General features: G+C 48.0%; 21 protein-coding genes and 2 pseudogenes. 3 read left to right on the forward strand and 20 right to left on the reverse strand.

From position 1 onward, the window contains the following. Positions 1-299: 299 nt before the first annotated feature. The gene (locus JG50_RS0102305; RefSeq protein WP_052153925.1) at positions 300-1,949 is read right to left on the reverse strand and encodes a peptide ABC transporter substrate-binding protein; all 1,650 of its coding nucleotides are present in this window, start codon (positions 1,947-1,949) and stop codon (positions 300-302) included. 189 nt (positions 1,950-2,138) lie between these two features. Between JG50_RS0102305 and JG50_RS0102310 the strand changes: the two genes are divergently transcribed. Continuing rightward, a complete protein-coding gene (locus tag JG50_RS0102310; protein WP_033099480.1) occupies positions 2,139-2,498 on the forward strand; it encodes a DUF3899 domain-containing protein in 360 nt (119 codons plus the stop codon). Here JG50_RS0102310 and JG50_RS0102315 read toward each other — a convergent pair. The 8 genes from JG50_RS0102315 to JG50_RS0102345 all read right to left on the reverse strand — a co-directional run bounded on the left by JG50_RS0102315 (position 2,486) and on the right by JG50_RS0102345 (position 9,340). Further along, entirely contained in the window at positions 2,486-2,734 is a 249-nt protein-coding gene (locus tag JG50_RS0102315) for a DUF1450 domain-containing protein (protein WP_033099481.1), read from the reverse strand. The genes JG50_RS0102310 and JG50_RS0102315 overlap by 13 nt on opposite strands. A 191-nt stretch (positions 2,735-2,925) precedes the next feature. Next, positions 2,926-4,080 carry a TldD/PmbA family protein gene (locus JG50_RS0102320; protein WP_160173791.1) on the reverse strand — a complete coding sequence of 385 codons (1,155 nt, stop codon included), beginning with the start codon at positions 4,078-4,080 and terminating at the stop codon, positions 2,926-2,928. Beyond that, on the reverse strand, positions 4,077-5,330 hold the full coding sequence (locus JG50_RS0102325; protein ID WP_033099483.1) for a tetratricopeptide repeat protein: 1,254 nt from the start codon (positions 5,328-5,330) through the stop codon (positions 4,077-4,079). Before JG50_RS0102325 ends, JG50_RS0102320 begins: the two co-directional genes overlap by 4 nt. Continuing rightward, on the reverse strand, positions 5,327-6,148 hold the full coding sequence (locus tag JG50_RS0102330; RefSeq protein WP_033099484.1) for a hypothetical protein: 822 nt from the start codon (positions 6,146-6,148) through the stop codon (positions 5,327-5,329). The genes JG50_RS0102325 and JG50_RS0102330 overlap by 4 nt, the downstream gene beginning before the upstream one ends. Further along, positions 6,133-6,408 (reverse strand): hypothetical protein, encoded by a 276-nt coding sequence (locus JG50_RS20410; protein ID WP_200880744.1) that lies wholly within the window; start codon positions 6,406-6,408, stop codon positions 6,133-6,135. The genes JG50_RS0102330 and JG50_RS20410 overlap by 16 nt, the downstream gene beginning before the upstream one ends. 27 nt (positions 6,409-6,435) lie before the next feature. Further along, complete coding sequence (locus JG50_RS18025; RefSeq protein WP_200880745.1) at positions 6,436-7,098, reverse strand: multinuclear nonheme iron-dependent oxidase; 663 nt, start codon at positions 7,096-7,098, stop codon at positions 6,436-6,438. 14 nt (positions 7,099-7,112) lie between these two features. Then, positions 7,113-9,056 (reverse strand): radical SAM protein, encoded by a 1,944-nt coding sequence (locus JG50_RS0102340; RefSeq protein ID WP_033099485.1) that lies wholly within the window; start codon positions 9,054-9,056, stop codon positions 7,113-7,115. 92 nt (positions 9,057-9,148) lie between these two features. Further along, positions 9,149-9,340 carry a hypothetical protein gene (locus JG50_RS0102345; RefSeq protein ID WP_033099486.1) on the reverse strand — a complete coding sequence of 64 codons (192 nt, stop codon included), beginning with the start codon at positions 9,338-9,340 and terminating at the stop codon, positions 9,149-9,151. 490 nt (positions 9,341-9,830) lie between these two features. Here JG50_RS0102345 and JG50_RS0102355 point away from each other — a divergent pair. Beyond that, positions 9,831-11,165: pseudogene (locus tag JG50_RS0102355) on the forward strand (MFS transporter). A gap of 67 nt (positions 11,166-11,232) precedes the next feature. Here the strand turns inward: JG50_RS0102355 and JG50_RS0102360 are convergent. From JG50_RS0102360 to JG50_RS0102395, 8 genes and pseudogenes are all read right to left on the reverse strand, one after another. Next, on the reverse strand, positions 11,233-13,389 hold the full coding sequence (locus JG50_RS0102360; protein ID WP_033099489.1) for an aKG-HExxH-type peptide beta-hydroxylase: 2,157 nt from the start codon (positions 13,387-13,389) through the stop codon (positions 11,233-11,235). A gap of 34 nt (positions 13,390-13,423) precedes the next feature. Beyond that, entirely contained in the window at positions 13,424-14,482 is a 1,059-nt protein-coding gene (locus tag JG50_RS0102365) for a M42 family metallopeptidase (RefSeq protein WP_033099490.1), read from the reverse strand. Between the two features lie 69 nt (positions 14,483-14,551). Beyond that, a complete protein-coding gene (locus tag JG50_RS0102370) occupies positions 14,552-16,165 on the reverse strand; it encodes a peptide ABC transporter substrate-binding protein (protein WP_052153927.1) in 1,614 nt (537 codons plus the stop codon). 272 nt (positions 16,166-16,437) lie between these two features. Beyond that, on the reverse strand, positions 16,438-16,794 hold the full coding sequence (locus JG50_RS0102375; protein WP_052153928.1) for a PqqD family protein: 357 nt from the start codon (positions 16,792-16,794) through the stop codon (positions 16,438-16,440). 6 nt (positions 16,795-16,800) lie between these two features. Then, positions 16,801-18,687 (reverse strand): OPT family oligopeptide transporter, encoded by a 1,887-nt coding sequence (locus JG50_RS0102380; RefSeq protein WP_033099492.1) that lies wholly within the window; start codon positions 18,685-18,687, stop codon positions 16,801-16,803. A 364-nt stretch (positions 18,688-19,051) separates the two neighbouring features. Then, positions 19,052-20,295 (reverse strand): annotated as a pseudogene (locus tag JG50_RS18030) (dicarboxylate/amino acid:cation symporter). A 225-nt stretch (positions 20,296-20,520) separates the two neighbouring features. Further along, a complete protein-coding gene (locus JG50_RS0102390; protein ID WP_033099493.1) occupies positions 20,521-21,618 on the reverse strand; it encodes a phosphotransferase in 1,098 nt (365 codons plus the stop codon). Between the two features lie 52 nt (positions 21,619-21,670). Then, positions 21,671-22,456, reverse strand: a complete 786-nt coding sequence (locus JG50_RS0102395; RefSeq protein WP_181735400.1) for an SDR family oxidoreductase — start codon at positions 22,454-22,456, stop codon at positions 21,671-21,673. Between the two features lie 265 nt (positions 22,457-22,721). On the opposite strand from JG50_RS0102395, the gene JG50_RS0102400 reads away from it, so the two are divergent. Beyond that, complete coding sequence (locus tag JG50_RS0102400) at positions 22,722-23,240, forward strand: phosphatidylglycerophosphatase A family protein (RefSeq protein WP_033099494.1); 519 nt, start codon at positions 22,722-22,724, stop codon at positions 23,238-23,240. A gap of 208 nt (positions 23,241-23,448) precedes the next feature. Here the strand turns inward: JG50_RS0102400 and JG50_RS0102405 are convergent, their stop codons facing one another. The 3 genes from JG50_RS0102405 to JG50_RS0102415 are packed head-to-tail and all read right to left on the reverse strand — an operon-like array spanning position 23,449 to position 25,939. Next, positions 23,449-24,423: an MBL fold metallo-hydrolase gene (locus JG50_RS0102405; protein WP_033099495.1), complete on the reverse strand. Its 975-nt coding sequence runs from the start codon at positions 24,421-24,423 to the stop codon at positions 23,449-23,451. Then, positions 24,420-25,211, reverse strand: a complete 792-nt coding sequence (locus JG50_RS0102410) for a TIGR01457 family HAD-type hydrolase (RefSeq protein WP_033099496.1) — start codon at positions 25,209-25,211, stop codon at positions 24,420-24,422. Before JG50_RS0102410 ends, JG50_RS0102405 begins: the two co-directional genes overlap by 4 nt. Further along, positions 25,208-25,939: a class I SAM-dependent methyltransferase gene (locus tag JG50_RS0102415; RefSeq protein ID WP_033099497.1), complete on the reverse strand. Its 732-nt coding sequence runs from the start codon at positions 25,937-25,939 to the stop codon at positions 25,208-25,210. Before JG50_RS0102415 ends, JG50_RS0102410 begins: the two co-directional genes overlap by 4 nt. Between the last annotated feature and the right edge of the window lie 221 nt (positions 25,940-26,160).

The following is a 26,160-nucleotide window of genomic DNA, read 5'->3' on the forward strand; positions in this document are numbered from 1 at the left end:
ATAGTTTAGACCAAAAAATGGTCGTAAACCCATCTTTAGGAAGTATGATCTAAATCTTATAAACAATTCGGCTTCAACATTCCGCTTATCAAGCTCTTCCATGCTCTCCTCCGCTCCTCTTCTGTTTATCGCAACGTAATCGCCTCATTTCAGACAATTTACTCTTCAATACTTATCAAATTTTAGCCGCATATTTATATTTAACCCATAATTCAACGATTTGTAAAGGGTTATGTTTTGATAATTGACATGAAACTCTGCTAATATGGAGACCTGATCAGGTCCCCATTTGTGTTTTACTATTTTTTGTTGGTAATATAACCCCACTTCAGGCTGTATTCGGCGCCAAACGGATGACGGTAAACATCTTTCACATACGGTTTCTGAATATAGGATTTGCCACCGTAGAAGAGGGGAATGAAAGCGGCCTGTCCTTCCCCGTCAGTCCCGACCAGGATCTTCTCCGCCTGGCTCAGATCCTGATACTCTTGGTGTTCATCCGTTTCCTGCTTCGCCTTTTCCACCAATTGATCATATTGGGCGTTGGAGAAATGGGAGTAGTTCATCGGGTTGTTGCTTTCGAAAATCTCAAAGAATTGCATGGGATCATCATAATCCGCACTCCAACCGAGCATCATCATATCATAATTGCCCGTCTCCGCCCGTTGCAGGTGCACTTTCCATGTCGGGGAATCCAAATTGATATCCCAGCCCAGTGTTTGCCGCAGCTGTTCTTTGATATTGACCGCCACATTCCGTCTGGCCGTCGTATCATATCCAATCATCACAATATTTCTTGGCGGCTGGCTGAGCCCCAATTCTTGCAAACCTTCTTTAAACAGTTTTTGCGCTTGTGCCACATTGGTTCCCACTACTTCGCCGCCGGCGCGGAAAGATTTGTTCGCCTCGCCTTTCATCGAAGGCGGAACCAGTGAACCGGCCGGGCTCGATCCGTCTTTGAGAATACGGTTGGCAATCTGGTCGCGGTCAAGCGCCAGGGTGATCGCTTTCCGTATTTTGTCATTTTTGAAAAATGGATTTTTTTGGTTTAATAGAATATAGTAAACGCCTGCCTGTTTGACACTGACAAAATCCGGCGTTTGTTTATAGGCATCGACAAATGCGTCATTGAGCGGTACAATGTCAAGCTGTCCGGCGTTGTACATGTTGATTCCGGTGGCCAAATCCTTAATGATGTTGATTTCCACCGTTTTCAGGCTGACGCTGTTGCTATCCCAATAATTGTTGTCATTTCTCTGCAAGACCAATTTTTGCGGAGTCCAACTCTCCACAACAAACGGGCCGTCAAATACCATCTTGTCCACTTCGGTCCCGTATTTCGATCCGTATTTTTCCACAATATCCTGACGCTGCGGCAGGTATACCGTCATTGTGATCATGCTGATAAAATTGAGCATCGGCTTTTCCAGCGTGACCTCAAGCGTATGTTTGTCCAAAACTTTGATCCCTACTTGCGAAGCGCTCGCTTTCCCCTCATTATATTTTTGAGCGTTTTTGATGGGGTAGAGGGCATACGCATATTGGGAAGCTGTTTTCGGGTCAAGTGCGCGAAGCCAGGCATATCGGAAATCATCCGCTGTCACCGGCTGACCGTCACTCCAGTTCGCATCGTCCCGAAGATGGAAAGTATAGGTTTTTTTATCGGGGCTCACTTCATAATGCGTGGCAATTCCGTTTTCAGGCTGATTGTCCTGACCCTCGCGCATCAGCCCTTCCTGAATGTTATTGAGGATGTTCATCGACGAAACGTCAGTAGCCCGCGCACTGTCCAGGATGGGAATATCACCGGTATCAGCAATGCGGAGTATCTGATCCTTGCTCAATTGTTCACTGCCGGAAGCTCCGTTTTGTTGAAAAGAGCAACCGGTTAGCGCTAAACTGATCGAGGCGGCAACTCCAACAATGCTTTTCCATTTCTTACTGATCAAATTAAACCCTCCTTTACAGTTAATTCAGTACTTTTCAGATAATTCCCTTATCGCCTCGCTATCGTATTATTGACTTTCACATTATAAATTAATTAGTTGTAATAGAAAAGACAATAACTTAATAATAGAAATAAAAGCATTAACGTTTCACATAATATACAAAAAGATCCGACAGATGGAGGAGCAAAAATGACACAAAAAAAAGCCATCGTCCGCTACATGACAGCGGTTATGGCCATCTTTTTCATCATCACCCTGGTCATTGCCCCGAAAAACAAGCTGGCATGGAGTAACCATTTATTTCTATTCGGACTATTGTTTCTCACTATTTCCGCATCTATTTTTGTAATCCGTGGCGGTTTTTTTCATAACTTTGCCAAGGCTTTCAAAAAATTCAACCGTATCGGCCGCGAGCATGAATTCGCAACGCAACCGGATGAAAAGGCAATGTCCAGGCGCGATGCGGGACTGCGTACCGTGCAGACGGGCTCTTTTTTGGTCGCACTCATCCTCATCGGTTTATCCATATTGCTGCTTTATTCCAGATAATTTGAAAGTTCGCGGACAATCTCTTCATACAGTTCCTCAGGGGTGTCCGCTTCAACCGGCTTGTAATCGATCAAGGCGAAAAACGAACTTCCACAGCGGCCGCAGTAGCCCAAACACCGCTCCGCTTTGACTTTTATGTATGGATGTTTATGGTTTTTCAGTTGATAATATGCCGATAAGGAGCCACTGACCAAATTGGAGATGCAAAATTCCACTACGATTTCCCTTTTTTCCACGGCATCTTCCCCTTTTTTTCAGGGATTAATTTCATTGTATCATTTTTTGATTGCAGAGGAGGGTGAATTTAAATCAACAATACCAAAACCCCTCTGAAGCGAAAATCACAGCATTGTCGGGATCACGTTCGCTTAAGAGGGGTTTTGCCTGTTTGCACAAGCATCCGCTGACCGGGTCAGGCTGACATCCTTCAGCTGACAGGGTGGATCGTGAACGGTTGCAGGAGAATATGCGGGGAACCGAGTGTCACGGGCAAGTTGTTTTGACCGTTCTTGTCGCATCCGAAGACAGGATTGTAAAACCTCAACTCATTGGACAATTTCTCAACTTTCATCATAACGTCCATCTTATTTCCTTTAATATCAAAACGACGCACAATCTCATCCGTTAACCGGCCGTTGCGAATGATCCTTCCATAGGCAGGGCGGATGATAAAGTTCAGGCCCAACGAACCTCCTCCCCATGTCCCGATACAATAAATCCCATGTTCAATCCCCTCAACCAACTGCTTAAACGTCCAATTGCCCTGATCCGCATACGTGACTGACATCCTGGGCAATGTTTTTTCTCCATCAGGGGTGCGCCTTCCATGCCCGGCCCCCGGTGCCTGACATCGCTTCTGCGTTTCCCGGTTGTGCAACAGATCATTCCAAATGCCTTGCTTAACCAACTGGACACGTCTCGCCCGTTCACCCTCGTGGTCCATTTCATAACTAGCACGATGCCCCGGCAATGTGGGATCATCATACACATCCAACGGGTATCTCGTCCATTGGTAACCAAGCCGGTATCCATGCGGCAACATATAATCCAGATAATTATCCGCCTCGGAGGAGTGGCCAATGCACTCATGGATCAACTGTGAGGCCAGCCACGGGTCCAACAGCAGAGGCAACTTAACAGCTTCTTTCAGCGCTTCTCCAACCACTGCCGCTTCGATCTCAGGCAGGATATCTTCATGAATCGCTCTGTTTAGATTCAGGTTCCATTCTTCGACACAAGTGGACTGCCAAATCACCGGTATCGACGCCGATCGTCCCCGGACGAAAAGATGAATGAGCACGCCAATTTCACGAGGGGAAAAGTGGGGCCTTTCCATATGCCAAAGTAAACTCTGCTGTGACCGGATGGTGATTCTATAGTATTCAATCCTCTTCCGCACAGAACGGAGAGATACATCCAAAGCCTCTGCACACGAGGTCAGCTTCTCTTCCAGCCATGCAAACGATTTCAACCCTTGATATCCCTGCCGGGGATCTGATTGCAGCCGGGTGATGCGCTTCGTTTGCGATTCAAAATAAACCGTTCTGTAAAAACGCCAATGGTTCGCCGCTGATCCCCTCAATGTTCCGGGTTCCTCACGCCGCATAACTCTTTTTCCAGCTCCCTGAACTTTTCTGCCTCCGACAACATCCCGAGTTCGCCCGCGGCCACAGCTCCAACCTTGTATGCTTCCAGGCGCAAAGGCAATTCTTTCAGGCAGCGTTCAACCGTACGTAAACTCCGCTCAAACTGGCCCGACTTACATTCGCACAAAGCCCGGAGCGAGAGACTGTGGGCCTGAATCGTATCAACCAATTGGCCTTCCGCCCTGCTGAACCATTGAATTGCCTGCTCATACTGTTTCCGCCCCATATGGAACAGCCCAATCGAGTACGCTGCCCAAGTGGCGCGATCTCCCGATTCCACTGCTCTTTGATAATACCTTTCAGCTTCTGCGATGTCCGATAAGGCCAGCGCCAGAAGCGCCCGAAGTGACCAACCGGGCCCTTCCAACGGTTGCAATTCGTCCTGGCACAAACGCTGAAACAGCGCCCGATCCAATGAACGTTTGCCAGCGATTACGCTCATGCTTTGCTCCGCATGTCCTTGACTTGATCGCCGTCGGCTAAGCGAACGAAGCGTGCAACCCCACTTATTGGCGACAGCTTCCCCCAACCATCTGCAGGAACGAGGCAGAAAACCACTGGAAATGGAATATGTCATCGTCGGTTCACCGTTGCCCATCCCCTCTCTTCTTAATGTCTCAACCACTTCGTCTACACCGTGAACAATTTGTCCCTTCTCTTCATAAAAATAATCCAAATCAATGTCGATTTTAGCATCCGGATCCAACCCAAGCTTGTGAATCCGGCGCAAAGTGGTAATCTCCACCTGCATCCCCGCCACTTGTGCCGATGCCGAATGCGGATTCACTTTGAAAGTGTTTTTCACTTCTTCTCCGTGCCCCGGAACAAGTGACAACAAGTCCCACAACACATGCCCCAGCGCAGCAACGGAAACGGGCTTGGGCTCGGGATAAACCCAAATGACCCGTTTGACCAGGTTCAAAGCGGTGGTCGCGTAGAGAAAATTATCCAAACCATACGCAAACAAGTCGTCATCACGAAACGGGATATCTCGGTTCAATAACCGCAAATCTTTCCAGTTCAAACCCTGTTCCCGAATCCGCCTCATCTGTGCCTTTTCTATTTTTTTCAGATCGAGATGGCGATCGAAGTAAATGAGCGTTTCATTGTCATATCCTGTTTCATGCCAATGCGCCAACACCTCTCCATGCTCCTCAAATGTATAAATCGTCCGTTTCCCCATCATCCAATTAACCCCAGCCGCAAGAATTTCTCCATCGCATCATTCAGTTCTTCTTCTGATATTTGATAAGTCTCCATCCATTCATTGGCCCATTTTGTGATCTCCTCCGCTCTCCCCAGTTCGATAAGCCGGGCGATGAACGGGTTAATCGGTCCTTTAATGAATTGATCCTTCGCTGCAGCGTACAAATAGAGAGTCCGTCCTTGCGAATCTCCGTGAACCTTTCTATTGGCCAAAGCCGACGCGATTTGATCAGGGTAGGATTGAATGGCGTAGAAACATGAATCGTTTTTGCGAATCAAGTTCGTCTTGATGCAGAAATTGGGGTGCTTGTTGACAACCAAAATCGAAAGCATCACAGTTAAAAATTCATGAGTAAGAAGAAGCCGGTTATTGGGTGATTCCCTCAGAAAATCTTCCTGCTCCATCATAAAGCCGTAAAAAGCTTCCTCAACACACAAACCCACACCGCTAAACGGGAGTTCGCGATATTCCTCAAAATGGGGCGATTCCATAAATTGATACATCAGCTCATACCGATCATAACCCATCCGCTCCAGTTCCTGAAAAACGCCCGGATAAGAACCCTTTAAGCCACCGCTGATTTCCAGGTTTCCCGACAGCAGGTTTCGGCAGATATTTTTGGCCGTCGCACACAGTTCCTCATGATCGATGGTGGCAAGCTGCCGCAACTCCCCGTCGGACAACTGCAACTTGTCATACCTTCCTTCCAAAAACGCCTGCCGATATGAACGATGGTAAAGCAAACCATATAAAGCCCGATGCAAACCGATGCTTTCTCCCTTTATTGCCCCATCCATTTTTCCACTACCTCCTTCATGCGTTGATAATTGGGTTGCGATTTGGGAATGAGAATCCCCTCATCCGTATACTTGGGATCTTCGTACGTAATGGCTTTCAGATTGGGGCAACGCGGAAGCATATACTCAAGCAGATCAATTTGTTCATCCAATAAAACACCATGATGCAAGTCCCGGAATTTCCCTTTGATGATTTGGCATCCCGACAGATGGAACTCAAAGCAGTATTCGTAAGGCAAACGGTCCAGCTCTTCATACATCCGTTCTCCCGTGCGGCCCATCAACCACTAGTAGCTGAGAATATGCCCGATATCAATCGTAACAGGGGAATTCGTCTCTTCCGCTATAATCCGAAAATAGTCATATGCGTCCATATCGCCAATATAAAAGTTGGTTCCTTCCGTAAATCCCGCAAATTCCACCGACAAAGGAGCCAGCAAATTTTCTTGGTATTCTCTGATGTTCCGAATACAGGCCTTCAAACCTTCCATCGTCATAAAAGGGGGCAGCGGAAACGGCACCGACTTCCCTTCAACTGACCACAGGCCCAAGTCTTCCACAATCCATTTGAAATCGTAGCGCTCAATCAACCGGTTGGTAAATTCGATAATTTCCCCCTTGCGGTAATTCTCCATCGTTCCCATGTTCAAAATGGTTTGATGGAAAGCTCGCGCCTTGATTTCCGGTACTTCGGCAAAAAGACAATCATAAGCCTCAAAATATTCCTCCGCGTTCAACCGGTTTCGGTTTTTCGGCTGGAAAGCGATAAAAATGTAGTTGAATTGACCGCGGTACTGGTCAAAAAATTTTTTCATTTTCGGGGTGATTGAATCCCCTTGTCCCGAATCTCTTTGAAAACCGATTTCTTCTCCCCAGGGCAGATCCATCCCCAAACCCAACCCCAGTTTTTCATTCACTTCAGGAAAACGGACCGATGCAACAGGACTCATCAACTGATCTCTCCTTATGCTTGAGTGATAACTCTGCCCATACCCGCCTTGACCAAACGTTTCAGTAATTCCATGCCTTCCGCATTTTCCGTTGATGTCCGCATAACCTGTCCGGATGACTCCAGCAGCAGATCAGGAATCCGAAAAAACCGTTGCCACAACATGTCGACTATAAACGTTTGCACAGGTTGTCCGGAACGAAGAGGGGCTTGAATCACCTTAACCCACGGCAACAACTCGATCTCTTTAATCCCGATTTCATCCCAATCATCATCCTGCCCGGAAAAACGGGCATCCGGGGGCAATTCATCATTTTTCTGCGGTTTGACATTGCGGAAAATCGTCAAGAAATTTTGAAGTCTGGGTTCAAAAGTATCCCCGTCCACATAGTCGAAATCGTATCCCATCCGCCCCATGCCGTAATTCAGCAATTGGTTGCCGCGCAGCTTGGTTTTCGATTTGATTTTTATGTTGTATTTTTCCGGTGATTCCGTGAGATACGTTTTGGGCTCGGCCACCAACATTTGCATCACATCAATACCGATTTTGTGCGCATTGCGTATCAAAAACTCTTCCGATGCTCGCAATTCCTCTTCTGTCTCGTCCAAAATGCCTCCCATGACTGACAGTCGCAGCGGAATGTTCACCTGGTGCAAATTATCGATGATCTGCTGATAATGGGCAGCCTGCACCCCTTTATCCAGCAAGTCAAGCAGGCGTTGCGAATTCGTCTCGTATCCGACCGACATCAATACGCAACCGCGTTCCTTTAACTCCTTGCAAAATGACAGATCAAGCAAACATTCTTCCATGCGATTCCGGGTGCTGAACTGCATCCGGTATCCACGCTGGTTTAATATTCTCATCGCATGAACCACTAAACGGAGATTTGTGTTTTCATCGATGAAATTGATCCGCTTAACCTGGTGTTTGTCCAGCAAATATTGACACTCGTCAGCGATTTGCCTGGCTGTTTTCTGTTGGTAGTTTTGCTGTTTGCGGGAGCGGTTGCCGTAGGAACAGAAAGCGCATCTGCCCCAATAACAGCCGATGCAGGTGATCAGGGAAAGGTTCACTTCCTCACTCAGATATTTGTCAAATGGCAAATCACTGAAGTCAGGGGGAGGCACATTTTGAATATGCACGGTTGAACGGGGTGAAGGTTGAGATGGAGGTGAGTCTTGCAGCCAAACCACATCGGGCACTTTTTCCTGCCCGCCCCCACCGGTCAAATATTGCCACAGACGAAGCATGGTTTCCTCTCCCGCACCTGTTCCCAAACCATCCACATATCTGCGGAATGCCGGAATATTCGCCATATCTTCATGTCTCAGCATGATTTGTTGCCCACCAAAGATCACAAACGTATCCGGGATGCAATCTTTAACCCATCTGGCTAAAAGCAAGGAGGGGAGAATCTGGCTGTAATAGGCGATGGAGACAGCAAAAACCCTGGGATTCAATCGATTGATCAACGGAATGAAAGATTCATACAAAGTGAGGGCAGCGATGTCTTCTTCAGATGGGGTCTGGTAATCCAGAGCCTTTTTCCCGATCTCATCAAGCGAAGTGATTTGCTCTTTCAAAATGGAGTTTTCCAGCAACATTTCAATTCCCTGGCGAACAAATCTCGTATTTCGGTGGGCAACCTTTAATGAGGAGTATTGTTTATCAAAAACCTGCGAAAAAAAATCACGCTGGTTTTTCCACAAAAATTTAGCCATTTCCAGACGATATCTGTGTTGTAAATCGTTTCGCCCCTGTTTTTCCAGCAACGAAATAAACTGTCCGATCTTGTCCGCCGAGAAAAGTTGATGGCACAGCTCAATATTCAGATCCTTCTGGACCACAGGAACATCCCGTTTCCGCAAATACGAAGTGATCATGGGCAAGCTTAGGTAAGGGAATAACCGTGCTTCCGTGGTGGGGGGAAAAACGATCAGGATCTCGTCACCCATTATACTCACCTCCGATCTTGAATGGACTAAAGAAAGAAGTGTTGCATCATCCGGATCGATGGGTTGCAACACCTCTTTCAAAGCACTATCAATTAAGCATTGAAACGGAAAGCATGGAAAGCATTGCCCACTTTCAATTCATTCGCTTCCACAACGTCCAGTTCCTCAATGGCGGAAGAGAAACGGAAAGCATGAAACGCATTGCCCACTTGCAACTCCTTCGCCTCAACAACAGTCAGTTGTTCGAGTTCATTTTTGAGCTCTTTTTTGATTTCCTTGCTCAAGGCGATCACCTCCTGTTATTAATCTATAATATTATCATATAATTGTCAATATTTTTTATTTTCTAAATTTATATTATTTCACTCTCGTTTGTACCAATTTTAATTGAATATAAAATCCTTTTTCGATAGACAGCGATCCACCACAGCTGCCCCCATACTGCCAAAAAATCAAGCAATCTGTTTAAAGACATCTCTCTACAAGCGAAACAATAAAGATATAAATATGCTTTCAAAACCCCTCTTCTTCAATTTTCTTTTCTGAATTTTATTTTAAAAATAATTTATAATACTATTTTATAAATTATAGTCTTATGATATATTGATCAAAGCCCAACAGAAACGTGTATCCCCCGGACGAAAACCAGAACCCTTTTTCGATCGCAAAGCCGTTTTCCCTGAATGATTTTATGAAAATACCGAAGACGCCATTTGGGAGGGTATGAACTTGAAGAGTACATTCAAAAACCACTTTTTGATCCTAACCATTTCGATGGGTGTCTTTGCCAGTGTCATGAGCACTTCCATGTTGACGATCGCATTTCCCGATATCGTGTCGGATTTCAACATCTCGTATGAGACGCTTCAGTGGCGGAATATTCTTTTCTTTGCCCTATTCGCCGTCGGTTTGCCGTTTTTCGGAAAAACAGCCGATCATTTCGGTGCCCGCCGCCAGTTTTTCACCGGGATTGTTTTATTTGCGCTGTCTACACTTTGCAGCGGGTTGACCCGTGATTGGAACTTCTTCCTCATCTTTCAGTCCTTGCAAGGGCTGGCTGACTCGATGATTGTTCCTGTTCAGGTCATTTTCATTCGTCAAAGTTTTCCGGAGAACAAAATCGGTTGGGCTTTTGGTTAGTTCTCCGGCACACTGGCCACAGCCACCCTGATCAGTCCGGCCATCGGCGGCCTCCTGATCAAGCATTATCATTGGAATTCAATTTTCTGGTGTCTGTTCGGTTTGTCAATAATCTCGCTAATCATGGCGTTGATCCACCTTCCGCGTGGACTTTCGCCCGAAAAAAAATCCAAAATCCCGTTCGTCGGCGCATTCGGCTTATTAATGACCGTGATTGGCATTCAATGCCTTTTTATGAACAATCTGTCCACAGCCAGCAAACTGGTCTGGGCGATCCTTGCGGCTGCGGGCATCATCGGCATCATTGTGTCCCAAAAAAGCAACAACGGAGAGGGGGCCATCTTCCCGCCCGGCGCTTTTCATAACAAAACATTTATCCTGGCGTGCTTGCGCGTCTTTTGCCTGTACCTGGTAAGCAACGCCATCTCTCTGTACGCCCCCAGTTATTTGCGGGATGTGCATGCCATCCCACCTGACCTCGTGGGCTTGATCATTCTCATTGATTCCGTCATGGGCTTGGCATTTTCCGGTATTGCCGGGCGTGCTGCCGACAAAAACCCGCGTTTCACTTTAGCCGTCGGAATGATCCTGTCACTTGGCGATTCCGTCTTCTTTTGGTTCAGCGGCAACTTTCATCACCTTTTGCTTTTCATCGCCATTTACTTGTTATTGGGAATAGGGGGGACCATTGCCATGCCTTCCCAAAATAAAATTGCCCTCCTCTCTGTCCCTCCCGAACAAACCGGGGCATTCATCGGTTTTTTCCAAATGATCCAGTTCGGTACAGGTGCATTTGCCGCCGGATTGTTCTCCCGTCTCGTTGAAGGCCCGGAAATCGGGAAAATCAGCGCAAGCGGATTTCAAATGATGATCACCTGTGCGATCGCGTTGCAATTGATCGCGCTAACCACGCTATTACTGGAACGAACAGGCATCAAGTCGGAAAAGGGCGTGAACAAAACCACATAAACCGGGATGGTAGCAGACTGACACCAAGTGCAAGGTGTCAGTCTGTTTTTCAGGTTGTTCGCACAGTTCATTTCACGGCCTTTTTTTGCAGTGCCTCTTCGAACCCTGCCACGATCCGTTCCCCTTCCGCGGTCAGCCGGGCATGCTTCCGGATCATGTCCAACGCCTTCTCCACCCGCTCTGATGTCTTGCGCAAATAGCGTTCAAGAGAAAGGTCTTCAATCTGCTCCACGGCCCCCAGCAACCGCCCGGAAATGTGAATATCCTGAAGGAATGCAAAGGTTTCATGGAAGATCCATGTCAGAGGCCGTTGGTCATCGTCAAACGGTGAATAAAACAAAACACCCGGATCATTTTCAAACAAATGATACAGATCCAAAACGGAATTGAATTTGTTGTGCCCGGTTTCATGAACCAACGTTTGGGCAGCAAGGTAGGACGGGCGTGCGCTTGTCGCAATCATGCCACGAAATGCTTTGATTGTTGTCTGATATGGAAGATAACCTTTTGACTTCAAGGGCAAAATGCATGAAATCTGTTCGTTCAACTCGGCAAAAGCCTCCGGCCAAAAAGCACGAACCAGCCCGATCCCTTCATCAAGGCATCGATTCAAATCAGTCCGTTCTTCATTACTGCATGTTTGTCGCAGACCGGTTACATCCTTTTTTGAATCTCCGGGCAAAAAGTTCTCATACCAGTCATGCCCCGCACAAATGACCGCGGAGGTGTTCCTGAGCACGGCCAGGCGAGTGATCTCCATCCCCTGACCGATCCGCATCTCTCCCTCTTCTTTCCAAAATGTCTCCAGCGGGACTTCGACCGTCTCCTGATCATTTTGCAATTGGATGGCCCGATTTTTGAAGTTCACTCTCATAAGGGACGCAAATCCTTTTGCTGCGTGTATCTGTTTGCCAATGGGCGATAACTGGATGGTGTCTTTGGTGGAACGCCTGAGAACCAGACTTTCCCCCTCCAAATCAGGTAAGTCCGATTGCAGAAAAAACGGAAGAAAGAATGTTCCTAAATATGAGAATATTTCCTCCACTCGCGGGCCATAACCAAAATTGATCGCCTCGTGCGCCCGCCAGATCCAGGAGGTTAATTCCGGGCGCACCGCCGCTTGCGCCAATCGTTTGGGATCCAACTGCAACAAGAGGGTCAACAAAGTCTGAGTTGAATCCTTCAATTCTCTTGTTTCCAACATGGGAAAACCTTTGGAGCAGACGAGCAAGAACCGTTTCAAATAAACGCGAAACACCAGTTCCCTGAAAGCGTTGAATGCGGTTGGCTCTCCCGGCAAAACCACTTGTTTCAGGTCAAATGACGAAACAGGCTGACCATATATCTCCCGAACACGATCCATATCAATCAGCAGTTCCTCCTGGCCGCCTCTGCTGTTTCCCCGATTGTTCGTCTCTTCCTGCGCTTCTCCGTAAACTTGGCGGCAACGCTGTTTCCGCCACAATGATTTTACCCGCTCTTTAAACGAATCCTCTTGCATGCGGGCCAGCAACCGTTCCAACATCCGGTCAAATTCATCGTCTTGCCCGCCTTCATCCAGCCGCATCATCGGCAGCGGCTTCCACCATTCCGGGTCTTCCGCCAGTTGTCGGGATACAAGCGGCAACAGATCACGCAAGCCGTTCGTAGCGTTGCAAACCAGGGAAAGGCTGAGGGAAGGACCTTCGGAAACACCCCAATGCGGCCAGAATATCGGAATGTACAACAAGTCGCCTGGCTCCAGGATAAATTCCAGATACTCATCCGGCATAAAGATATTCCCCACATCCGGGTTTTTCAGCATTCTTTTTTGAAGCACTTCGTCTGCAATGATGTCAGGCGGGTGCAGTTTCCAAATTTTCACCCCTTCTTGTTGCAAAACAAAATTATCGCTGTCATCAAAATGGCAACCGATGCTGTGTCCGTGATTCGCCCTCACTCCGTCAAACCAAATGCTGGGACAGGACATCTCCTTTTGAAATCGGACGGCCAATTCACTCAACCGTTCATTCACGATGCTCACCTTTTGCACGAAAGTGAGGCCATTGGCATTTCTTTTAACAAGCCGGGGGTCCAACTCCTCCACCTGACGTGCCATTTCCTCAAACTCCGCCGCCTGCCATTGCGTTTGCAACAACTTGAGAGCCCCTCCTTTGATAAAAAGGGGTTTCTTGCGCCAATACTCTTTAAAAAACTGTTCCCAAGTCAATCCTGCCAGCATCATGCACTCTCCCCCTCATCCATGCTCAGGCGATTTTTCAGCGTTTTTGTTGCAAAAAACAACTCAACAATTCCACGGTATGCCCAATGTCGCTCAATTCGATCATTTCAAACGGCGTATGTGTATACCGCGTGGGAATCGTGACCAGAATGGAGCGAATTCCGCTGTCAACGAAAGCTATGCCGTCGGAACCATAGTTGCTGAACAAACCATGTTGATAGGGAATATGATGTTGCTCGGCAACATCCGCCATTTTCCACAGAAGCCCTTCATCATAATGGACAACTGAATCCCTGTGAACCAGGATGGGACCGCCTCCCAAACGGGCGGGATAATCATCTTCACTGATATTGGGGATATCCCCCACCAATCCCACGTCCAAAGGAATGGCCAAGTCGAACTCCCGCTTGCGACCGATCGCATAGGCCCCGTGCGCCTTGTTTTCTTCCTGAACGGTTGCGCCGAACCAAACTTCATACGCCAGCGATTCTTTGCGTTGTATCAGCTGCTTCAACAAAAGATCCATAACTCCAAGCAAGGCCCGATCATCCATCGCTTTCCCGACCACTCTTGTCCCCATTTGCAGCAAAGGGCGATACCATACCACACGCGCCCCGATATGGACACCTTTTTCCTCCGCTTCTTTCCTGGAATTGGCTCCGATATCAACAAAAAAATCTTTGTAGGTGAGAGTGCGGTTCACAAACGACTGTGACAGAACATGTCCGGCCGGCGCAGCAAAAATCCCTTCCGCAACCACCCCGCCGCGCCCGATCACTTGAGCCCGACATCCAATCATATAAAGCTTGTCCAGCGGAACATCACGCGGTTCCTGAGCCGATTCAACCAGAATGAAACCTGAATCGGTAATATAGCGGACAATGAACCCGATTTCATCCATATGGGCCGCAATCAAGACTCTCGGACCCTGACCACCCACTTTGCACAAAATATTCCCCAACGAATCTTCCTCCCACTCTTCCACATGCCTTTTCCATCTCTGTCGCAACCAATCGCGGACAGGGCCTTCACGCCCCGCCGGTCCCGGCAACTCCGACAGTTGTTTTAACGCGGGAAGCCAAGCATTTATCTCCATTCCAATCCCCCACTCTCTCATTCATTCAGCGTCCTCTTGCCGGAAAGTTTCAAACCGATCGTTTGAATCTTATTCCTTTATATAGGTGTATGTGTAATCCGTCGTCCCCCCTATGGTCACGACAACATTCTTCACCGATTTATCTTCCATCGAACTCTCCGTCAAATAAAAAATGGGCATGATTGGCGCTTCATTCATAAGGATTTCCTCCGCCTTGTGCATCGCTCGCATGCGTATGCGCTGATCCGGACTGCTCTTGACGGTATCCACCAACCGGTCATATTCCTTATTGGACCAATTGGTTTCATTTGCACCTGCATCCGTCACAAAGCAATCGATAAACACAACGGGATCATTAAAATCCGATACCCAGCCCATTGACGCTATTTGATAGTTTTTGGAAGCCAATTTGGCCAAATACACTTTTGATTCCGAACCCCTTAACTTCACCTCTGTTTGAAGAGTCTTTTTCCACATCTGCTGAACCGCTTCGGCAATCTTTTTGTTTGTTTCGGAATTGCTGTAGTCCAAAGTTATTTCGGGCAATTGACGGATCCCCTCTTCTCTCATTCCTTCTTCCAATAATTTTTTCGCTTTTTCTGCCTGAGCCCGGGGAGTTAAAACCGGTTTCGTTACCTGATAAAACTCTTTTTTCTCTACGGGATCCGGCATCTTCCATGGCACCCAGCTCACAGCGGCCTGTTGTCCGCTTTGCAAGAGATTCTCCGACAGCTGTTCACGGTCAATGGCCATGGAAAAGGCCAACCTGATTTTTTGGTTGTCAAATGGAGGTTGCTCCACATTCATTTTGTACACGTAGGTCCCCAAAATCGGGTGGTTTTGCACTTTCCCCTCTTTCGTCAATGCGGGGAGCAAATCAGTTGGTATGGCACCTGAGCCAAGATAATTCAATTTTTTGCTCAAAAACATCTGGTATGCCGTTGTCGGCGAGGAAATGAACGGGAATTCGATCTCTTCCAATTTCACTTCTTTTGCATTCCAAAATCGCTCATTTTTCTCCAGTACAATTTTTTCGTCATGATTCCACTCTTTTAATTTAAAAGGGCCGTTTCCTACATAGCTGGTTGCTTCACGACTCCAATCCGGATTGTTTTCCACCACCTTTTTGTCGACCGGATAGAATGCATAATTTCCAACAAGACTGGGAAAGTATGGCGCAGGTTGTTCAAGCGTGACTTCCAATGTGTCATCATCCAGCGCTTTCACCCCCACATCGTCAGCTTCAGCTTCACCTTGTTGAAACTTTTCACCGTTTTTTATGCAATACAGCTTATAAGAAAACATGGATTTCCCCTTATTTTCGGGGCTCAACATTCTCTTCCACTGGTATTCAAAATCATGAGCTGTGACACGATCACCATTCGACCACTCTGCCGCTCTGAGTTCAAATGTGAATTTCTTCATGTCAGCGCTGGCTTTCCAGCTTTTCGCCATACCAGGCCGGGGATTTCCTTCCCTGTCCAGGCGAACCAACCCTTCCATCACATGATACAGTACTTCCCCGGATCCAATGTCATTCACCAATAACGGATCCAAACTCGCAGGCTCGCTTGTCACATGATTGACAACATGGAGCACTTGGTTTGGCTTACCCGCTTCGTCATTGAAGTCGCAACCACCCAAGACCAGCGCGATCGCGATCAGAATAATAAAAATTCTCAAACTAATTTCCACCTCTCCGGGTTACCCTGATGATGTCATGCCTTACAAAGACAAGGCTGTATTAAGAATGAAAATAAAGTTTTTTCAATTTTAAATCTTTTTATGATAAAACACCAAAATATGACTCCAATAATTTAATAATAAGTTAATATTTTTTATATGTCAAATATTATGTATAATATAAATCAAGAATATTTGAGGTGAAATGAAAGAGCAAAATTACCAAAGAGGCTGTTGACGGAGAAGAGTCAACAGCCTCAAAGCGATCATGATCATTCTTTTTTCCAGCCGATCAAACCGTTTGCTTCCAAGATCTCCAAAAACTTCACCAGCCTGGGTAAAACCGGCTCTGCCTTTTCTCCAAACTTCTCCCCCACTTTCTCTTCCATCTCGCTTACTGTCGTTTGCCCATCACACAAAGAGAGAACGAAGCTCCCCAGTTCATCCAGACGCACGCGGATGAAAGCCGGTTGCTTCAAAAAGCGAACGGAAAAACGTTCAATCGGATTTGTCCGCGGAATGACAACCTGCATCAGACCTTCTTCGCCCGGGATTGGTTCGAGAAGGTAAGCCGGTTTTAAAAAAGGAGTAAACTGGAGCAAGTTTTCCTTGTTTTTACGTTTGAACATACCCATCTACGCCTTATTCGACTTGGATTTTCTCACAGTCACCGCCCACAACACCGCTGTTAAACCAAGGAAAAGGATGAGCGGCAGCCAGTTGCTGGCAAATTTGGCCGGTGCATCCGGATTGATCAGTCCCGGCACGATTAACAGTGCAATTACGACACTGATCAATGCTTCACCGGCAATCAAACCGGAGGCAAACAAACTACCCGTTTCTTCCCGCTCTTTTCTCTCCTCCTCTGTTTTGGCAAAGCGATCCGTCACCCAGCGGATCAGGCCGCCGATCATGATCGGCACACTCGTTGAGACAGGCAGATAGAAACCCACAGCTACGGTCAAAGAGTTCAACCCGAGAAACTCGATGGAAATGGCGAGAGCCGCACCCATGATAATCAGCTGCCAAGGCAAATGCCCCTGCATCAATCCTTCAACAATGATTTTCATCAAAACTGCTTTGGGAGCGGAAAGCACATCGCCGCCGATACCATAAGCCTGGTTAAACAGATATAATACCCAGCCGATCAGCAGGCCACTTGCTGCAACCCCGATCATCATCGCCACTTGTTGTTTCCACGGAGTCGCACCAACGAGGTATCCTGTTTTCAGGTCTTGGGAAATATCGCCGGCAACTGCAAGCGATACACAGACAATGGCCGCGACTGTCAGGGAAGCAACCATCCCCGTCATCCCGTGCATGCCCAGCGCTTTGAAGATCAGGGTTGTGATCAGGAGGGTGGCAATGGTCATCCCGGAAACAGGCATGGAGGAGCTGCCCACAATCCCCACAATGCGCGAAGCCACAGCCACAAACAAAAAGCCAAAAACGGCAATTGCAATTGCACCGATGATCCCGACATGGACCACCGGGGTAAAGGCGATCAACAAGATCAACAGAACAGCCCCGATCAGCAGATAGGGAATAGGAATATCAAAATCAGTCCGCGTAATTTTAAACCCTTTCTCTTTTTGTCGGGCCAAACCGGCAATTGTGTCACGGATCGAGCTGAACAGCATGGGAAGCGTGCGGATTAAGGTAATCAATCCTCCCATGGCCACGGCGCCAGCCCCGATGTAACGGATGTAATAATCGGCAATCGCGCCTGCATCCAATGTTCCGACCGGCTGGCCGGCAGGATAAAAGACACTGGGATTTCCGCTGGCAAAAAAGGAAATCAACGGAACAAACACGATGGAAGCCAGTAATCCGCCGGCGATCATCTGCCCGGAGATGCGCGGTCCGATAATATAGCCGACCCCGAGCAGAGAGGGCATTGCATCCATCCCGATCGCCGCATTTTTATACCCCGGGATCATCGCGGAGATGGAAGTTTTAAATAAATGGAATCCATCTCCCAACGCCTTGAATATCCCTCCCACCAGAAAACCGGAAAAAATCTTGCGGGCATGGCTGCCGCCGGTTTCTCCGGATTTAAGTACTTCTGCACAAGCAGTCCCTTCCGGATAAGGAAGGACTTCATGCTCATTCACAATCAGCAGGCGACGCAAGGGGACCATCATGAACACGCCGAGGAAACCACCGGTCAACACGATAAACGCAATCAACCAGTTGCTCGGATTTAAATGCCACAGGTACAGCGCCGGCAACGTAAAAATTGCCCCGGCGGCCACCGCTTCACCCGCAGTGGTCATCGTTTGCACAATGTTGTTTTCCAAAATCGATTTCCTTCTGAAAATTCCCCGTAAAATAGCCAGGGAGATTACGGCCGCCGGAATCGACGCACTCACCGTCAAACCGATTTTCAACCCGAGATACGCATTGGCCGCCCCAAAGACAATGGCCAAGATAATTCCCAGGACGATGGCAAATCCCGTCAACTCCGGAAGTGACTTCGTCGCAGGCACATAAGGAACAAATTTTTGCTTGTCCTTACTCATATTTGACTTTCCCTCCTCCGAGTTAAAATTATTTGACAATTATTCAATTATTATACAATCCTTCATCATAATAACATGAAACATTAACTATTTTCATCTAATTATCTCAAATTTTTATCATTTCACGTTCAACTCTGACAAAACTGTATAAAAATCTTTCCTCAATAACTGGCATGACAAACATCCCGGCCATGAATGATACAGGCAAAACAGCACCTAGATTCTGCCTTGTCTGACACAATCATAAGATGAAACTAAGCAGAATTCCAAGGACACCACACCCCGGCCTGCAACAAACTTTCGCAAAAAAAACAAGCCCCGTTTCCCCTGTCACAAGGGATCCGTGGCTTTTCCATGCCATCGGTCAAGCCGATATTTTCGATTCTTTCTTGTTCATAGCGAGAACCGCTTCCTTATATTTTTCTTCATCAAATTCGTTCTCGCTCTTGGCGACAACCATGGTTGCCACCCCATTTCCGATCAAGTTGATAATCGCCCGAGCTTCCGACATAAAGCGATCCACCCCGATCAGCAGCGCCAATCCCTCGACCGGAATCAAATTCATCGAACCCAATGTGGAAGCGAAGACAATAAATCCCCCACCCGTGACGGCCGCAGCCCCCTTGGAAGTCAACATCAAAATTGCAATAATGGTGATTTGTTGCCAGATGGAAAGGTGAACGTGAAAAACCTGTGATAAAAAGATAACAGCCATCGAGAGATAAATGGAGGTGCCATCCAGATTAAATGAATATCCTGTCGGGATCACCAGACCGACAACAGATTTGGAACATCCGAACTTCTCCATTTTGTCCAGCATGCGCGGCAGGACCGCCTCCGAGGAAGAAGTTCCAAGGACGATTAACAATTCTTCCTTGATAAATCGAAGATAATGCCAGATCCGGAATTGATACATACGACAAATCAGCGCCAGAACGACAAAAACAAACAGGATCATCGTCAAATAGACGGAAAGCATCAATTTTCCCAGCGGCAACAGCGATTTAATCCCAAATTTCCCGATTGTATAGGCCATTCCGCCAAAAGCGCCGAGCGGAGCCACCTTCATAACATAGGAGACAATTTTGAAAAAAACCTTGGAAAACCGTTCAAACAGATCAATGATGTTTTTTCCGTAATCCCCCAAACCGGCCAAGGCAAAACCGAAAATCACGGCGAAAAAGACCACTTGCAGGGTATCCCCTTCGGCAAAAGCGCCGATCATGCTGGCCAATCCATTTCTTCCCCGCTTTTCGTATATTGCGAAATATCCCCTTTGTCCAGCTTGCTCGCATCGATTCCCGCCCCCGGGTGAAGCAGATGAGCGACCAGCACCCCGATTATCAAGGCAAAGGTGGTGACGAGCTCAAAATATAAAATCGCCTTTCCTCCGACACGACCGATTTTTTTCATATCCCCCATCTTGGCGATCCCCAAGACAATGGTCAGGAAAATGATCGGGGCCACCACCATTTTTACAAGATTGATAAACATGTCCCCAAGCGGTTTCATCTGCTTTGCCCCGTCAGGCCACAAAACCCCGAGCGCCACTGCCACGATAATGGCCACAACCACTTGGAAGGTCAGATTATTCAGGATTCGGCGCAATTTGATTCGCTCCTTCCTGCATTTGTTTCAGCGATTATACAAGTTTGGTTCATCAGCTTCATCTTGTTATAATGATAAATTAAATTTATTAAATTGTAAACGATTTCATATTGTGCAATAGATTATCAAAATCAAATAAAAAAGGCCCCAAGGGACCGGATCTGTCGATTCTCAATATTTACGGCGAATCCGTCGTTTGCTGCCTTTCATAATTTTGTACATCCGTTATGATTTCTTCGTTTCCAACCAGTCCAACTGCGGAATAGTCACTCCGAAATGATCTTTGACAACATTGGCGTACATTTTTAGCAGCCCTTCTTTTTTCTCCTCGATATCAATCGCCGTACGGACGCGGGAAACAGCGGCTGTTTCCGACAATGTTTGATTCAAATAGACATTTTGCAGAAGTCGTGTCAATTTTCCGGGAAACAAAAACTGGGCATAAATGAGTGAATACTCGGATTCATCCAGCGGAGCCACCTGCTGATAACCTGCAAGAATCGCCTGCAAAACCCCGGGGCTGCCCGTGCATCCATAGGCATACATCAACCAATCGGCCAGATCGGCCGTTCTCACGTCGAGGGTCATCTCATTCCAATCGAGAAAAACGGATTGTTCGCCAGCTTGCAACAAATTATGCCGATGCAGCCGGGAATGGCAGATCTTGCCAAATTTGACCATTTCCCGGCATGCCTCGTCGCCGTTGATTTTTTGATAATATTTGATCATATTTTCCATCATGCCGATAGTATAGCCGGAAATGTCCAACCATGTCCGGTCCAAATCACTTGGATAGGAAGTTAATTTAGCAGCCAAATGAAAAATTTCAATCTGTTGCAAAGCCTTTTTCAGATGTGATTCTTTGGCGGACAGCCGGGAATATTCCGCATGCTCCTTTGAAGGTTGAAAATCTGCTGTCGCCTGATGCAGGAGGGAAAGTGACTCTGAGAGACGGGCCCACTCATCCAGGCCGGAGAGCGACACCGTTTCCCCCTCCATCCAGGGCAAGAGCACATAGGCATAGCGAAACCCGTCAAAATAGAGTTTCTTCGCTCCTGTATCAAGCGGTTCCGGAAGAGTTACGCGCTTCTCTTGCTTCCCGTTGACGTGTTCCGCCACTTGCTTGATCAAGTGCCAACGATCTTTCTCTCCCGGTTTCACCCTTTTCAGCACATAAGTGCCCTGATCGGTTCGCAAACGAACAATGCCGCGAATCGGCTTGGCCTCTTTCACGTGAAAACCGTAATGGTAGTGGAGGAGCATTTCCAATTGCTCTTCTCCGGTAAGTTCGGACAAATATCCGGGCTGAAAATCAGATGACATAATCCCTCACCCCTCGTCGTGTTATTCTATTCGCGACGTGAGGGTGAGGTGCCTAGAAATCAGGGTGTTTCCTCTTGGAAACAGGGTGAATGACATCGAGGCCTCCTGTCACATTAATCAAGTTTCCGGTCACAAAATCAGACTTTTCTTCGACAAGAAAACAGATGACCCGTGCCACATCCTCGCCACTGCCCGGTCGTCCCCGCGGCGTTTCTTCATCGTTTAGCATCCGCACCTGATCTATCAGCATTTCCTTGTTATTCCCGACGATATCCCCGGGACAAACCATATTGACGGTAATGCCGAACGGTGCTTCTTCAACAGCCAATGTTTTCGTAAAGGAAACCAGTCCGGTTTTCGCTGCGGCGTATACGGAACGATCCGGCCATGCCGGTGCCTCCATCGCTCTGCCAAACCCGAAAAAAATGATTCGGCCCCATTTTCGTTTGCGCATCCCGGGAAGAACCGCACGTGTGATCCACATGGCGCTCAGGAGGTTGCCTGCAATCATCTCCTCAATTTCCGCCGCCGAATGCTCCACAAACCATTTGCGCTCGCGAATAAAAGGGCCAACCGCATGAACGAGGACATCGAGCCGGCCGTAGTGTGCCAGGGTTTCAGCGACAACCTGTTCAGCTTCTTCTCTCCGGCTGACATTGCCGTAAACACGGAGCACTTCTCCTTCTTCCGGCCCCAGGATTGGGGAGAGACCGTCCGCATGCCCGCGATCCGTCCGCGAATTTACCGCCAATCGATATCCGGCTTTTCCCAACTGGGCCGCAGCCATTTTGCCCAGCCCCGTTGAACCGCCGGTAACCAGTGCCACTTTTCTCTCCATCTCCATCACCTCTCTTTTTCATAAACTCACCATGTCAGGAGAAAATAGAAAAACAGGCTGCCTTGCATGTCAGCAGAAAATGTTGGGGGCTTTTTGGTATGCCGGGCTCTTGCCGCCTTCCGTTGCGAGTTTGGAGCGCAATGCCCGCTCCTGACTTTCCCAGTCTTTCATCCCTGGATTGTTGGGGTATTCGGGGTCCATCATAAGGATCATTCCCAGTTGCAGTTATTCAAGAATTTCACCTGATTTAAAGGAGTATCGCCGTATGACCGGGTCAACCCAGAATTGTGTATCGGAAGAGGAACTGTATCAAACGACCTTGCAGTGGATCGCCAAACGCGGGGTCGAACTGAAAGAAATCGCTGAACTCACGTTTTTCTTGCAGAAAGATTATCTGCCAAGCTTAACCCTCGAGGAATGCCTGGAAAATGTAAAGCAAGTGCTGAAAAAAAGAGAAGTGCAAAACGCGGTGCTGACGGGAATACAACTCGATATGCTGGCGGAGCGCCGGCAGCTCGAAGAACCGCTGTTGGATATGCTGGTTCGCGATGAGGGTTTATACGGAATTGATGAAGTGTTGTCAATGGCCATTCTCAATGTTTACGGAAGTATCGGTCTGACCAACTACGGCTATATCGACCGCGTCAAACCGGGTGTATTGAAACGTTTAAATGACAAGCACGACGGGGAAATCCATACCTTCCTGGATGATATCGTCGGAGCGATCGCGGCCTCCGCCTCCTCCCGGCTCGCCCATAACCGCAAACAAGCTCCGCCGGATTGACCGGCACATCCACAACAAGTTCCACCAGATGGGGCGGTTTCCTTCCGGATCACACTCATCCATGGAGAAACCGCCTTTTCTGTCAACGTTTGTTTCCGTCAAAGCGCATTTCCAGACGGGCCGGTATGCCCCCCCTAGACCTCCCTGTGTCCCGAGATGGTCGCTCAATGGTTCCCCAGCGTCCCTCCGAGTCACTCAGGATTTCATCTTAATCCACTTTGCAGCGATATCGCTTAGTTCCCTCTTTTTCAAACAGATCCATCTTCCCTTTTACCCGCAAATACTCCAGATGGGCCAACGTTTCGGAAAGGGCAAACCGCAGGTTGTGAATGGACAGGCGGTCTCCAAACAGACACTTGCACACATCATATGCCGTCGGCTCTCCCAGGTCCCGGACGTATTTCGCAATCAATTGCAGACGCGCCTCATGGTGTTCTTCCAATTGGGCAATCCGCTCCCGGTAATGAGTAAAGGCGTTGCCATGAGCCGGAAATATTCGCTTTACCGGCACTTTTTTCATCTTATCCAGGGTGGACAGATAAGTGGCGAGGGGATTGGGATCAGCCCCCGGCCATAAACTGATGTTCGGGGTAATTTTCGGCAACAGGAAATCACCGCCGATCATGATTTGGCGTTCGGGATCATAAAAACTGAGATGACCGTCCGCATGGCCCGGGGTATGAATCACCTGATAATCGCGATCCCCCATCCGAATCGTTTCCCCCGGAGCAATCCATGTCGGCTCTGGATGCGGCTCAACCCAACTGTGAAAACTGCGCAAGTGGCCGGGGATTTTTTTCACCCAGTCTTCCGTCAAGCCATGTTCGGCAAAAAAAGCGGCCATCCGTTCCGGCATATCGCTTTTCCGCCCGAAAAAGAACTGAGCCTGCCCCCAGTCTGTTCGCGAGAGATAAACAGGGGCATTGGTCAGCTGCTGCAATGTTCCCGCCAGTCCGTAGTGATCCGGGTGATAATGGGTCAGCACAATTTTTTCAACATCGTTCCACGACCAGCCATGCTTTGCTTGCGCTTCTTCCCAGACCTGCAAATCCTGATCGGTATGAAGGCCGGTATCAATGATTGTGAATCCGTTTTTTCCTTTGATCAGATAACAGTTGACCACTTTCAATGCAAAAGGCAATGGCAACGGAACTTCGATAATATCTTCCCGGATATCGTTCAATGCGCTCGCCTCTCTTCGTTTGCCCGGTTCATCCATTCCCTCAGGTTTCGGGCAGTGTAGGTTGCTTTAATCTCAGCCTTTTCCGCCATCTCGGGCGTTGTAATTCCCGTAAAGACCAGCAGCGTGTCCATTCCGCCTTCGATCCCGGCACGGATGTCCGTATCCAGGTTATCACCGACAATCAGCACTTCTTCCGGAGCAACCCCCAATTTTTTCAAGGCATAGCGGAGAATGATCGGCTCCGGTTTCCCGATGAATAACGGCTTCACTCCGGTTGCGGCAGAAATGCCGGCCACCAGTGAACCGCTTCCGGGCAAAAGCCCCTCCTCTGTCGGCAAGGCCCGGTCCGCATTGGTACCGATCAGCGTCGCCCCCGCCCGAATCGCCAAACAAGCTTTTTTCATCTTTTCATATGTAAACCCGCGATCGATTCCGACCACAACAGCATTGGGATGCTCCTCCGTAATGCGGCATCCTTTCTCTTTCAGCGCCTGCAACAGTCCTTCTTCCCCGATCACATAGACGCGCGCATCAGGAAAGTTTTCCTGCACATATTGAGCAGTCGCCAGAGCAGTTGTATAAACTTGCCCGGGCCGGGCCGGAAATCCAAATTGCCGCAGCTTATCCGCAACTTGCTCCGGTGTGCGGGACGAATTGTTGGTCAGATAAAGATGAGGGATTCCCTTTTGGTCCAGCTCGCGGACAAACTCGAGCGCTTCCGGGATCAATTCAGTACCCCGGTACAACGTGCCATCCAAATCAATAAAGTATCCTTTATATTCCTTCATTTGTTCACACAACCTATTAAAATGATTCGCTTGCTGGAAGACTGGATCGGCTCGCCGGCAAAACTGCCATATCTTTTTTCCACATTGAGACCCGCTTTCTCCAGCATCTGCTCCAATTGCCCGGAATCGTACATTTTGACTCGTTCCTGATACCGGCGTGTTCCACTTTCATCCGTGATCGTGATCGCTTTGCACACAAAATCCCCGTCAATCCAGCGTTCCTCCCGGATGCGGACACCGTCTTCTTCCCGTTCCGATTTGGGAACAAGATTTTGCACCACATATGATTTATTGAGAAAATCGAGGAGATAACGCCCTCCCGGCTTCAATACGCGAGCAATCTCCCGAAGCACTTGCTGATTATCCTCATCATCGGAAAAATAGCCAAAAGAGGTAAACAAATTCAGGACCACGTCAAACATTTCGTCGACAAAGGGGAGATATCGCATATCCCCGTGAATGAAGGGAACCGCCAACTCACCGGCATCTTTCACGGCATGAGTCAGCAAAACTTTTGACAAATCCAGCCCCACCACATGGTATCCACGCTTGGCCAGGCTGAGTGTATGTCTGCCGGTTCCGCAACACAAGTCCAGAATGAGGTCATTCTCGCGCAGATGAAGCCACCGGCTTATTTTTCCGACTTCACATATTGCATCTTCGCGAGTGCGATGTTTGTATACGATCAAATAATCTTCGCCAAAACTTTCTTCGTACCAAGACGGCATCTCTTTCCCTCCCGCAATAAAAACCTCATTCCCCGCTTCATTTCAATTCACAGTCGCGGTTGCTTCCATTTGATTGTACCACAAATGAAAACGGCACAAGAAATGTGCCGCAAGCCTGTTGACAATTAAGGAGAAGGGGATTGGTGCTTAGCAGCGGCCTTTCGACGAAGGAGCCGGGAGCAAAGAAAAGCGCCAACCCCCATGGTCTTCTCAATTCGCAA

This window comes from Thermoactinomyces daqus (assembly GCF_000763315.1).
Taxonomy (GTDB): Bacteria; Bacillota; Bacilli; order Thermoactinomycetales; family Thermoactinomycetaceae; genus Thermoactinomyces_A; species Thermoactinomyces_A daqus.